10 protein-coding genes are annotated in these 12,418 nt (G+C 63.7%); all 10 read right to left on the bottom strand.

Translation table 11 applies throughout. The features are described from left to right. Nucleotides 1-60 precede the first annotated feature (60 nt). On the bottom strand, nucleotides 61-2,841 hold the full coding sequence (locus N5J71_RS04180) for a hybrid sensor histidine kinase/response regulator (RefSeq protein WP_279916374.1): 2,781 nt from the start codon (nucleotides 2,839-2,841) through the stop codon (nucleotides 61-63). 115 nt (nucleotides 2,842-2,956) lie between these two features. Next, nucleotides 2,957-4,246 (bottom strand): phosphoribosylamine--glycine ligase, encoded by a 1,290-nt coding sequence (gene purD / locus N5J71_RS04175; protein WP_084340341.1) that lies wholly within the window; start codon nucleotides 4,244-4,246, stop codon nucleotides 2,957-2,959. 202 nt (nucleotides 4,247-4,448) lie between these two features. Then, complete coding sequence (gene purH / locus N5J71_RS04170) at nucleotides 4,449-6,056, bottom strand: bifunctional phosphoribosylaminoimidazolecarboxamide formyltransferase/IMP cyclohydrolase (protein ID WP_279916373.1); 1,608 nt, start codon at nucleotides 6,054-6,056, stop codon at nucleotides 4,449-4,451. A 74-nt stretch (nucleotides 6,057-6,130) separates the two neighbouring features. After that, nucleotides 6,131-6,451 carry a DNA-binding transcriptional regulator Fis gene (gene fis / locus N5J71_RS04165; protein WP_003242613.1) on the bottom strand — a complete coding sequence of 107 codons (321 nt, stop codon included), beginning with the start codon at nucleotides 6,449-6,451 and terminating at the stop codon, nucleotides 6,131-6,133. Continuing rightward, nucleotides 6,448-7,446 carry a tRNA dihydrouridine synthase DusB gene (gene dusB, locus N5J71_RS04160; protein ID WP_026088754.1) on the bottom strand — a complete coding sequence of 333 codons (999 nt, stop codon included), beginning with the start codon at nucleotides 7,444-7,446 and terminating at the stop codon, nucleotides 6,448-6,450. Before dusB ends, fis begins: the two co-directional genes overlap by 4 nt. A 229-nt stretch (nucleotides 7,447-7,675) precedes the next feature. Continuing rightward, nucleotides 7,676-8,953 (bottom strand): DUF3426 domain-containing protein, encoded by a 1,278-nt coding sequence (locus N5J71_RS04155; RefSeq protein WP_279916372.1) that lies wholly within the window; start codon nucleotides 8,951-8,953, stop codon nucleotides 7,676-7,678. A gap of 53 nt (nucleotides 8,954-9,006) precedes the next feature. Then, a complete protein-coding gene (gene prmA / locus N5J71_RS04150) occupies nucleotides 9,007-9,885 on the bottom strand; it encodes a 50S ribosomal protein L11 methyltransferase (RefSeq protein WP_084340338.1) in 879 nt (292 codons plus the stop codon). Nucleotides 9,886-10,013: 128 nt separating this feature from the next. Beyond that, entirely contained in the window at nucleotides 10,014-11,369 is a 1,356-nt protein-coding gene (gene accC, locus N5J71_RS04145; RefSeq protein WP_074856146.1) for an acetyl-CoA carboxylase biotin carboxylase subunit, read from the bottom strand. 17 nt (nucleotides 11,370-11,386) lie between these two features. Next, nucleotides 11,387-11,848 carry an acetyl-CoA carboxylase biotin carboxyl carrier protein gene (accB, locus tag N5J71_RS04140; RefSeq protein ID WP_004425115.1) on the bottom strand — a complete coding sequence of 154 codons (462 nt, stop codon included), beginning with the start codon at nucleotides 11,846-11,848 and terminating at the stop codon, nucleotides 11,387-11,389. Nucleotides 11,849-11,898: 50 nt separating this feature from the next. Continuing rightward, entirely contained in the window at nucleotides 11,899-12,345 is a 447-nt protein-coding gene (aroQ, locus tag N5J71_RS04135; RefSeq protein WP_074856144.1) for a type II 3-dehydroquinate dehydratase, read from the bottom strand. Between the last annotated feature and the right edge of the window lie 73 nt (nucleotides 12,346-12,418).

Below are 12,418 nucleotides of genomic sequence, written 5' to 3'. Positions count from 1 at the left end.
GAGTAGGGCGGGTGCAACCCGCCATCGACAGTCAGGCGGGTTTCACCCGCCCTACGACACTTACGATACCTCGCGCTGGCGATGCAGTTCGCGTTCGGCGATCCAGTGCTCGATCAGCTCGCGCAGTTGCGACAGCTCCACCGGCTTGGACATATGGCCATCCATGCCGACGGCACGCGCGCGTTCCTTGTGTTCGCTGAGGATATGCGCAGTCAGCGCCACCACCGGCGTGCGCGGGCGCTTCTCGCTCTTTTCCCAGGCACGCAGCTGTTCGGTGGCAGAGAAACCATCGAGCACCGGCATCTCGCAGTCCATCAGTACCAGGTCGTAGGGCTTTGCCTTCATCGCGCTAAGGGCTTCTTCGCCGTTGCTGGCAGTGTCTGGCTTGAGGTTGAGCTTGCCGAGCATGCCGCGAATTACCTTGGTCGAGATGCTGTTGTCTTCGGCCACCAGGATGCGGAAGTCGGCCGGCACGTTCAGTGGTGTGCTCACCGGCGTCGGTGCGGCTTGGGCGGGGGTGTCGTTGGGGCGCTGTGCCAGCTCGTCGGCCAGGGTGGTCTTGAGTGTGTAGCCGGCCACCGGCTTGGCCAGGATGCGCTTGATCCCGGCGTTACGTGCGATCACCTTGCTCGGCGTGTTGCTGATGCCGGTGAGCATGATGAGCAGGATGTCGTGATTGAGGCTCGGGTCTTCCTTGATCTTGGTGGCCAGCTGCATGCCGGTCATGCCGGGCATGTCATGGTCGAGCAGCACCGCGTCGAAGTATTCACGCATGTGTGCCTTGGTGCGCAGCAGGGCCAGGGCCTCCTTGCCGGAGGGCACGGCGCTGACCTGCATGCCCCAGGCATTGCACTGCTGCATCAGCACCTTGCGGCAGGTGTCGTTGTCGTCCACCACCAGCAGGCGTGCACCCTGCAGCGGGCTGTCCAGGTCGGTTTCCGGCTGTTCCAGGCGGGCGGCGTCCAGCGGCAGGGTCAGCCACAGGGTGGTGCCCTGGTTGCCGCTGCCCTGGATGCCGAACTCGCCGCCCATCAGGCGCACCAGTTGGCGCGCGATGATCAGGCCAAGACGCCCGCCCAGGCGGGTGGCAGAAAGGAAGTCGCGGCTCTGCAGTTCGGCGTTGAGCAGGGCGTCGCGCTCTTCCGCCAGCAGCGGGCGGCCGCTGTCCTGCACGGCGATGCGCAGGCGCTGCTGGCCGTCGCTGCTGTCGAGGGCGGCGACCAGCAGGATCTCGCCCTCGTCGGTCTGCTTGAAGGCGTTGTCCAGCAGACTCAGCAGGGCCTGGCGCAGGCGCGTTGGGTCGCCGCTGATCACCCGTGGTACCTGCGGCTGGATGAAGCTGATCAGCTCCACGCGCTGTTGTTCGGCCTTGGCGCGGAAGATGTCGAGGCAGTCTTCGATCAGTGCGCCGAGATCGAACTGCACGTCGTCCAGCTCGATCTGCCCGGATTCGAGCTTGGAAATGTCGAGGATTTCGTTGATCAGGGTGAGCAGCTCGTTGCCCGAACTGTGGATGGTCTGCACGTAGTCACGCTGCTTGGCCGACAGTGGCGTGCCCAGCAGCAACTCGGTCATGCCCAGTACACCGTTCATCGGTGTGCGGATCTCATGGCTGATCTTGGCCAGGAACTCGGCCTTGGCCTTCAGCTCGGCGCTGCTGGCGGCCAGGGCGGTGCTTTCCTGCAGGGTGTCGCGCTGGATCTGCCGCTGCCGCTCGGTCAGCGACACGCTGAGAATCAGGCCGGCCAGGGTGGCAACGCTGAACACGCCCAGCACCAGCCAGCCCGGATTGAGCTGATCGAAGCCGAGCAGCACCGGCACGAAGAAGCCGAAGCCCAGGTTGAAAACCAGCATGCCTATGGTGATCAGGCGTGCCGGCTGATAACCGGCGCGCCAGTGCCGGCTGCTCACCAGCAGCAGATTGATCGAGCTCATGACCACTAGCAAATAGACCAGCGAGCTGTACCAGAACAACCCGGTGACGGCGATGCACAGAGCGTAGGCCAGGATCAGCAAGGCATTGCCCTGCAGCAGGCGGTTGAGTGGGCTGCGCTGCACGGGGGTGCCGTGCATGAAACTCAGGCCGAAGGCCAGGGCGCTGAAGGCGGCGAATAGCGCTGAGAGGTCGGCGATCAATGACTGGTTGTAGCCCAGGCTGGGCAGCCATTGGGCGAAAATGCCGAGGTTGGCCGACGAGCATACGGCCAGGCCGATGTTCACCCCGGCCAGCCACAGGCCGCTGGCGCTGCGGCTGTAGATGAAGCGGATGAGGTTGTACAGGGTCAGCAGCAGCAGAGCACCGAACAGCATGCCGTAGAGGTAGGCGGGTTTTTCCAGGCTGACCAGTTCGGCCTGATCCATCACCTTGAACCAGGTCATCAGCGGGTGGTTGGAGGTCAGGCGGACATAGGCGACGCGGGCCTGGCCGTCATTGGGCAACGGCATCAGGTAGAAGCGCGACGGCAGCGGTCGCGAATCCAGCGGCATGGCCTCGCCGGTGTGCAGGTTCTGCTCCAGCTGGCCATCTCTCAGCAGGTAGTAATCGAGGTACTGCACCCGCGGCGAGAATATCCACAGCCAGGCGGGCTGCTGCTGCGGTGCGAATTCGGCACGCAGCCAGACGGCGTGGTCACTGGGCGGGAAGGTAAAGGACTGCTTGCTGAGGGGCTTGAACTGCTGGCGCTGGGCGCGGACCTCTTCGAGGCCCAGGCGGGCACTGGCGTCGACCAGATAGGACCAGCTGTGCGCGCTTGGCGGGACTGAGTTCGCACTGGCTGTCAGCGCAAGGCTGAGAAACAGCATGCTGGCGAGTAGTCCGATGGCAATCCTGAGCCGGCGCACGGGCAAAATCCTTCTAAATGAGTGGCCGGATTATAGCCAAGCATCTGCTCGCGAGAATACGGCGCGGCGCGGCTTTTTGCGCTATCCGCACCGTATTCTCCGAGTGGTGCTGGCCTTAGCCTTCGCCACGCTCGCGGGCGATGGCGCGGTAGCCGATGTCGTTGCGGTGGAACATACCGTTCCAGCGAATCTTCTCGGCCAGGCGGTAGGCTTGCTGCTGGGCATCGGCGACGCTGGCGCCGATGGCGGTGGCGCAGAGTACGCGACCGCCGGCGGTGACGATCTGGCCGTCCTTCAGCGCGGTACCGGCGTGGAACACCTTGCCGTCGAGCTTGGCGGCTTCATCCAGACCTTCGATGACATCGCCCTTGGCGTAGTCGCCCGGGTAGCCACCGGCAGCCAGTACCACGCCCACGGTCGGACGCGGGTCCCAGGTCGCTTCGACCTTGTCCAGGGCCTTGGCCAGGGCAGCCTCGACCAGCAGCACCAGGGAGCTTTCCAGGCGGCACATGATCGGTTGGGTTTCCGGGTCGCCGAAGCGGCAGTTGAACTCGATGACCTTGGGCTTGCCAGCCTTGTCGATCATCAGGCCGGCATAGAGGAAGCCGGTGTAGACGTTGCCTTCGCTGGCCATGCCGCGCACGGTGGGGTAGATCACCTCGTCCATCACGCGCTTGTGTACTTCGGCGGTGACTACCGGGGCTGGCGAGTAGGCGCCCATGCCGCCGGTATTCGGGCCGCTGTCGCCGTCGCCGACGCGCTTGTGGTCCTGGCTGGTGGCCATCGGCAGTACGTTCTCGCCATCGACCATGACGATGAAGCTGGCTTCTTCGCCGTCGAGGAACTCCTCGATCACCACGCGCGAGCCGGCTTCACCGAAGGCGTTGCCGGCGAGCATGTCGCGCACCGCGTCTTCGGCTTCCTGCAGGGTCATGGCGACGATCACGCCCTTGCCGGCGGCCAGGCCATCGGCCTTGATCACGATCGGTGCGCCTTTCTCACGCAGGTAAGCCAGTGCCGGCTCGATCTCGGTGAAGTTCTGGTAGTCGGCAGTCGGGATCTTGTGACGCGCCAGGAAATCCTTGGTGAAGGCCTTGGAGCCTTCCAGCTGGGCGGCAGCGGCGGTGGGGCCGAAGATGTCCAGGCCGCGCGAGCGGAACAGATCGACCACGCCTTTGACCAGCGGCGCTTCCGGGCCGACGATGGTCAGTTGCACGTTCTGCTCAGCAAAATCAGCAAGCTGTTCTATGGCCAGCACGTCGATGGCGACGTTCTGGCATTTGGCTTCCACCGCAGTGCCGGCGTTGCCCGGGGCGACGAAGACCTTCTCGACGCGCGGATCCTGCGCCACTTTCCAGGCCAGGGCGTGTTCACGACCGCCGCTGCCGATGATCAATACATTCATTGCATTCTCCTGGATCGTTCCCACGTTCTGCGTGAGGAGGATCAGTCTGTGCTGTTTGTAGGAGCCGGCTTGCCGGCGATGCTTTGCGGGTTGATCGCCCGCAAGCGGGCTCCTACGTCTCGCCTGTGTGCAGGGTGGATCTGGATCGTTCCCACGCTCTGCGTCCCAGGCTGCGCGCCCACGCAGAGCGTGGGCACAATCATCAATGGCGGAAGTGGCGCATGCCGGTGAACACCATGGCCATGCCGGCTTCGTCGGCCGCAGCGATCACTTCGTTGTCGCGCATCGAGCCACCGGGCTGGATCACTGCGGTGATGCCGGCCTTGGCGGCGTTGTCGATACCGTCGCGGAACGGGAAGAAGGCGTCGGAGGCCATTACCGCGCCCTGCACCTGCAGGCCAGCATGCTCGGCCTTGATCGCGGCGATACGGGCGGAGTTGACGCGGCTCATCTGGCCGGCGCCGACGCCCACGGTCTGGCGGTTCTTGGCGTAGACGATGGCGTTGGATTTGACGAACTTGGCCACTTTCCAGGCGAAGATCAGGTCGTGAATTTCCTGCTCGCTCGGCGCGCGCTGGGTGACGATCTTCAGGTCTTCTGCTTTGATCATTCCGATGTCGCGGCTCTGCACCAGCAGGCCACCGTTGACGCGCTTGAAGTCCCAACCCGCAGCACGCTCGGCCGGCCATTCGCCGCATTCGAGCAGGCGCACGTTGGCCTTGGCGGCCACCACTTCACGGGCGGCGGCGCTGATTTTCGGGGCGATGATCACTTCGACGAACTGGCGCTCGACGATGGCCTTGGCGGTTTCGCCATCCAGCTCGCGGTTGAAGGCGATGATGCCGCCGAACGCCGACTCGGTGTCGGTGGCGTAGGCCAGGTCGTAGGCCTTGCGAATGCCGCCTTCCTCTTCCGGGACCACGGCCACGCCGCAGGGGTTGGCGTGCTTGACGATGACGCAGGCCGGCTTGACGAAGCTCTTCACGCATTCCAGCGCGGCGTCGGTGTCGGCGACGTTGTTGAACGACAGTTCCTTGCCTTGCAGCTGCACGGCGGTGGAGACGCTGGCTTCGCCCTTCTTCGCTTCGACGTAGAACGCCGCGCTCTGGTGCGGGTTCTCGCCGTAGCGCATTTCCTGCGCCTTGATGAACTGGCTGTTGAAGGTACGCGGGAAAGCGCCACGGCCTTCGGTGGACAGGGTGTCCGCCGCCTGGTCGATGGTGCCCAGGTAGTTGGCGATCATGCCGTCGTAGGCAGCGGTGTGTTCGAAGGCCTTCAGCGCCAGGTCGAAACGCTGGGCGTAGCTCAGGCCGCCGGCCTTGAGGGAGGCGACGATGCCGGCGTAGTCGCCGGTGTTGACCACGATGGCGACGTCCTTATGGTTCTTCGCCGCGCTGCGGACCATGGTCGGGCCGCCGATGTCGATGTTCTCGATGGCGTCGGGAAGAGAGCAATCAGGCTTGGCCACGGTGGCTTCGAAGGGATAGAGGTTGACCGCGACCAGGTCGATCGGCTTGATGCCGTGCTGTTCCATCACCGCGCCGTCGATGGCGCGACGGCCGAGGATGCCGCCGTGGATCTTCGGGTGCAGGGTCTTCACGCGGCCGTCCATCATCTCCGGGAAGCCGGTGTAGTCAGCCACTTCCACTGCGGCTACGCCGTTGTCCTTGAGCAGCTTGCAGGTACCGCCGGTGGAGAGAATCTCGACACCGAGGGCGGCCAGTTCGCGAGCGAATTCGAGAACGCCGGTCTTGTCGGAAACGCTGATCAGCGCGCGGCGGACAGGCAGAAGGGTGGTCTGGTCGGTCATTTCACTATCCATCAGAGCGGGGATATCAGCAAAAAAGGCGGCTCATGCGGGCCGCCCTTTTCGGGAGTTCAGGGTTACAGCAGGTCGTACTGCTTGAGCTTCTTGCGCAGCGTGCCGCGGTTCAGGCCGAGCAGCTCGGAGGCCTTGGTCTGGTTACCTTTCACATGATTCATGACGGTTTCCAGCAGCGGCGCTTCGACTTCGGTGAGCACCAGGTTGTACACGTCGGTGACGTCCGCGCCCTCGAGATGGGCGAAGTAATTGTGCAACGCCTTCTCCACGGCGCCGCGCAGGGTCTGGCCCTCTTCGCTCGGCGTGTTCAGGTGCTGTTTAAGGCTGGTGTTGTCACTCACGGGTGCAATTCCACTCACTAGGGTCTCTGTCATCAACGTCATGCGGCCACCTCGTTTCCATCGTTGTGCCGTTCGCGGAAGAACGCGCGAACGTGGGCGCACTGTGCGTCCGTACTGTCCAGACGGTTGAATTGGGCGCGAAACTCCCTGGCGCCCGGCAGGGTTGCCAGATACCAGCCGACATGCTTGCGGGCGATACGCGTGCCCATCAATTCGCCATAGAAGGCGTGCAGTGCAGCCAGGTGCTCTAGCAGAATGCGTTCCACTTCGAGCAGGCTCGGTGCCGGCAGGGTTTCGCCGGTACGCAGGTAGTGCTCGATTTCACGGAAGATCCACGGCCGCCCTTGGGCGGCGCGGCCAATGAGCAGGGCGTCGGCGCCAGTGGCGTCGAGCACGGCCTTGGCCTTCTGTGGAGAGTCGATGTCGCCATTGGCGAACACCGGAATTGATATCGCCTGCTTGATGGCGGCGATGGTGTCGTACTCGGCTTCGCCGGTATAAAGGTCGGCGCGGGTGCGACCGTGTACGGACAGTGCAGCAATGCCGGCATCTTCGGCGATTTTCGCCACGGTAATGCCGTTTTTGTTCTGCCGGTCCCAGCCGGTGCGAATCTTCAGGGTCACCGGCACGTCCACCGCACCGACCACGGCGTCGAGGATCTCCCGTACCAGCGGCTCGTCACGCAACAGGGCGGAGCCGGCGGCCTTGTTACAGACCTTCTTGGCCGGGCAGCCCATGTTGATGTCGATGATCTGCGCGCCCAATTCGACGTTCTTGCGTGCTGCGTCGGCCATCATCTGCGGGTCGCCACCGGCGATCTGTACCGAGCGCGGCTCGGGATCACCGGCGTGCAGCAAGCGCAGGCTGGACTTGCGGCTATTCCACAGGCGCACATCGCTGGTGACCATCTCCGACACCACCAGGCCGGCACCGAGACGGCGGCACAGCTGGCGGAACGGGCGATCGGTGACGCCGGCCATGGGAGCCAGGATCAACCGATTGGGCAATGTGTAAGGGCCAATACGTGGGGCCGACATGGGGCGTCCCTGCTTGTTGTTGCGCAGTTGAGACAAAGGGCGATCAACACCCGCCCTCCACTGTGTCCTCAGGGGAAACTGCGGTGGGTTGGTGCTCGCGAAAGGGTGGGCATGATACCCGCTCTGGATGACCGGATAAAGGTCGTTTTGAACAAATTCTGAACAGCTATGGGCTGATCGCCAGTAGTTAGATGGAAGGTCTGCGACCACGGGGCGCGCCGTCTCCAGACTACTCGGGCGAGTGGAAGCTCAGGCTGTAGTTCACCGCGCGGGTGCCCGGATCAAGGATCTCCAGGGAGATGTGGATGGGCGTCTGCGGTGGCATCTCGCTCCGTCCGGCCAGCTCGCCGGCCAGGTACTCGCTGGGTTTGAAGCGACGACTGGCGACCAGTTGTCCACCCAGGTCGGCGAAGCGCATCTCCAGCAGCGGGAAGGGTTGGGCGAAAGGCGCGCGGTTGTACAGGATGGCGTCGACGATCAGTGCGCCGGAGAACTCCGGGTGGCTGCGTACCACCAGGTTGCTGCTGCGAATCTGGCTGATGTCGACTTTCGAGGGCAGGGTGCAGCCGATGTTCGGGCACAGTTGTTCGAACCAGGGGCGATAGCGGTCCTGGCGTGCCAGCTCATCGAAGTTGTAGGCAGCGTATTGTGCCAGCAGGCCAGCAGCCGCCAGCAGATTGAGCAAGCACCAGCCGAACAGACGGCCCCATGATGTGGCCGGTGGCTGGTGCCAGTCGAGTTGCAGGGGTTCGTCGTCCAGTTCGAACAGCCGTTCCTCGCGCAGCCCCGGCTCGTTGCGTACTACCTTGGGTTCTTCAGGTGCCGTACGCAGGTCTTCGTCCTGGCGCTCCGGTTCGGTCTGCTCGTCATCGAGATCACCCAGGCGCGGCTCAACGGAGTCGTCGAGGTCATCGGCGATGGGCTGCTGCTTACGGGGCGCGGCGGGAGCGACGAATTCAATGGCCGCTTTGGGCTCAGGTGCGGTGATCGGTTCAGGGTGCTCTTCAGTCGGTTGCAGTTCGAAGCTGTCGCGCTCGCGCTTCACCGGCTCGTCACGCAGCAGGGCTTCGGCCCAGGCTTCGTCATGCACGTCGTCGGGCTCGTCCGTCGTGCGGCTGCCGAAATTCTCGGCGTAGCGCGGCGCCTGTTCCAGCGCGAGGAACTGCTGCGACAACTGCTGTTCCTGCTCCTCCAGTCTGGCCAGTTCCTCATCGAGGTTGAGGCTGTCCAGGTCGAGATCGTCATGAATCCACAGGGTATCGTCGGCGGGCTTGGTCGCTGGCGGCCTGGTGTGTGTGTCGGGCTGGGCTGTGGCCGGAGCGCTCACCGTTTTAGCTGCCGCTGGCGCAGGTGCGACGGCACGCGGGCCGAACAGTTGTTCGGCAGCATTGAACACGTGCAGGCAGGCACCGCAGCGTACTGCGCCATGGGCAGCAGCCAGCTGCGCCTGGCTGACGCGGAAGCTGGTACGGCAATTGGGGCACTGGGTGACGTGGCTTTCGCTCATGCGCGGGTCCGGAAAATCCAAGCAGCTAGTCTAACGCAACGACTGCGCGCGGTTCAGCGCTTGACGCCGCTGATGCGCACCCAGCCGTCCTTGACGGCCGTTGGGTCGAGGTCGAAGGCGCTTGCGTAAGCGGCGCGGACTTCCTCAGCCTGTTCGGCGAGGATACCCGACAGCGCCAAGCGTCCACCGCTTTTGACCAGCGCGGTGATCTGAGGTGCCAAAGACACCAGCGGGCCGGCGAGGATGTTGGCGACGACCACGTCGGCAGGCTGCTGAGGCAGGTCGGCCGGCAGATACACCGGGAAACGGGCAGGATCGATGCCGTTGCGCGAAGCATTGTCGCGCGAAGCTTCCAGCGCCTGCGGGTCGATATCGGTGCCCGCTGCCTGCGGCGCACCGAGCAACAGGGCGGCGATCGCCAGGATGCCCGAGCCGCAGCCGAAGTCGAGCACGCTGCAGTTGTCCAGATTCTGGCCGTCGAGCCATTCCAGGCACAGTGCGGTGGTCGGGTGGGTGCCGGTGCCGAAGGCCAGGCCTGGATCGAGCAGCAGATTGACCGCGTCCGGCTGCGGCGCGGCGTGCCAACTCGGCACGATCCACAGGCGCTGGCCAAAGCGCATCGGCTGGAAGCCATCCATCCAGCTGCGTTCCCAGTCCTGGTCCTCGATGCGCTCGACATGATGCTCCGGCAGTGCGCCGCCACACAGCAGTTGCAGGTGGGCGAGCAGTGCGGTCTCGTCGGTGTCGGCCTCGAACAGGGCCAGCAGGTGGGTGTTCGACCACAGCGGGGTGGTGCCCAGATCCGGCTCGAAGATCGGCTGATCTTCGGCGTCCATGAAGGTTACCGATACGGCGCCCACTTCCAGCAGCGCATCCTCGTAGGTTTCTGCCTGCTCAGGAGTGATGGCGAGACGGACTTGTAACCAGGGCATGGAAAACCTCGTGAAGGGCGCGCGTTTGGCCGCGCAGCTTACTTGATGGGGCGGGCGGCTTGCCAGTTCGACCGCTGAAACGACAGGGGCCGCCCGAAGGCAGCCCCTGTGAAGCAGCGAGTCAGGACTCAGTGCTTGTCCATACCCAGTTTCTTTTCCAGGTAATGGATGTTTACGCCACCTTTGACGAAACCCTTGTCGCGAGTCAGGTCGCGGTGCAGCGGTACGTTGGTCTTGATGCCATCGACCACGATCTCGTCCAGGGCATTGCGCATACGGGCCATGGCTTCGTCACGGTCCTTGCCGAAGGTGATCAGCTTGCCGATCAGCGAGTCGTAGTGCGGTGGAACGCTGTAGCCGCTGTACAGGTGTGAATCGACGCGCACGCCATTACCGCCCGGAGCATGGAAATGCTTGACCTTGCCTGGGCTGGGCATGAAGTTGTCCGGGTCTTCGGCGTTGATCCGGCACTCGACCGAGTGACCGAGGATCTTCACGTCTTCCTGCTTGATCGACAGCTTGTTGCCAGCGGCGATGCTGAGCATCTCCTTGACGATGTCGATACCAGTGACCATCTCGGTGACCGGGTGCTCCACCTGAACGCGGGTGTTCATCTCGATGAAGTAGAAACGACCGTCTTCATAGAGGAACTCGAAGGTGCCGGCGCCACGGTAGCCGATCTCGACACAGGCATCGACGCAGCGCTTGAGCACTTCGGCGCGGGCCTTCTCGTCGATCAGTGGGGCCGGAGCCTCTTCGATCACCTTCTGGTGACGACGCTGCAGCGAGCAGTCGCGGTCGTACAGGTGAATCGCGTTGCCCTGGCCGTCGGACAGCACCTGGACTTCGACGTGGCGCGGGTTGCCGAGGAATTTTTCCAGATAGACCATCGGATTGCCGAACGCTGCACCGGCTTCGGTGCGGGTCAGTTTGGCCGACTTGATCAGGTCTTCTTCCTTATGCACCACGCGCATGCCGCGACCACCGCCGCCGCCAGCAGCTTTGATGATCACCGGGTAGCCCACTTCACGGGCGATGCGCAGGGCTTCTTCCTCGTCTTCCGGCAGCGGGCCGTCGGAGCCGGGAACCACCGGTACGCCGGTTTTGATCATGGCTTCCTTGGCCGATACCTTGTCGCCCATCAGGCGAATGGTGTCGGCTTTAGGGCCGATGAAGGCGAAACCGGAATTCTCCACCTGTTCGGCGAAGTCGGCGTTCTCGGCGAGAAAGCCGTAGCCCGGGTGGATGCCCGTGGCGCCGGTCAGTTCAGCTGCGCTGATGATCGCCGGGATGTTCAGGTACGACAGCGAGCCAGGAGCCGGGCCAATGCAGACGCATTCGTCGGCCAGACTCAGGTGCATCAGTTCGCGGTCGGCGGTGGAGTGCACGGCCACCGTCTTGATACCCAGCTCCTTGCAGGCACGCAGGATACGCAGGGCAATTTCGCCACGGTTGGCGATCAGGACTTTTTCCAGCTTCTGCATTGCAGGCTCCCCGGGCATCAAACGATGGTGAACAGGGGCTGGTCGTACTCAACCGGCTGGCCGTTTTCCACCAGGATGGACTCGATCACGCCGCTGGCTTCGGCCTCGATGTGGTTCATCATCTTCATGGCTTCGACGATGCACAGGATGTCGCCTTTCTTCACGGTCTGGCCGACTTCGACGAAGTTGGCCGAGGTCGGCGAAGCCGCGCGGTAGAAGGTGCCGACCATCGGCGAGCGCGCGACGGTACCGTTCAGTTTCGGTGCGGCGGCCGGGGCAGCGTCAGCGCTCGGTGCAGCTGCGGCAACCGGGGCGGCGACCGGCGCAGGAGCCTGAGCGTAGACCGGCTGCGGCGCGTAGGCCGGCTGCTTGCTGTGGCGGCTGATACGTACGGACTCTTCGCCCTCTTTGATCTCCAGCTCGTCGATACCGGACTCTTCCAGCAGCTCGATCAGTTTCTTGACTTTACGGATATCCATGAAGGTTCAACTCCCAGAGGTGAGGTAGGACTTGTCTACCGAGCGTCGCGTCAGGCGCGCCCGGTCAGTTGTTCGAGTGCCGCTTCCAGGGCCAGCCGATAACCGCTGGCGCCAAGGCCGCAGATCACCCCTACTGCAACGTCGGAAAAATAGGAGTGATGGCGGAAAGGTTCACGCTTGTGCACGTTGGACAGGTGCACTTCGATGAATGGGATGCTCACCGCCAGCAATGCGTCACGTAATGCGACGCTGGTATGGGTAAAAGCGGCGGGATTGATCAGGATAAAGTCGACACCTTCACCCTTTGCGGCGTGAATGCGGTCGATCAATTCGTATTCGGCATTGCTCTGCAGATGCAGCAGGTGGTGGCCAGCCTCGCGGGCGCGGCGCTCCAGATCCTGATTGATCTCGGCCAGGGTGGTGGCGCCATATTTGTCGGGCTCGCGGGTGCCCAGCAGGTTGAGGTTGGGGCCGTGCAGCACCAGTAGGGTGGCCATGGTCGCGTTCCTTGTTGTTCGGGCTGCGCAGGACTATGCCGCAGCTGCGCGATGTCAGCAATAGTCGACACGA

It is taken from the genome of Ectopseudomonas oleovorans, assembly GCF_029845265.1.
Taxonomy (GTDB): Bacteria; Pseudomonadota; Gammaproteobacteria; order Pseudomonadales; family Pseudomonadaceae; genus Aquipseudomonas; species Aquipseudomonas oleovorans.
Note: the sequence above shows the minus strand (reverse complement) of the source record. Positions and strands in the feature narration are given on the sequence as shown.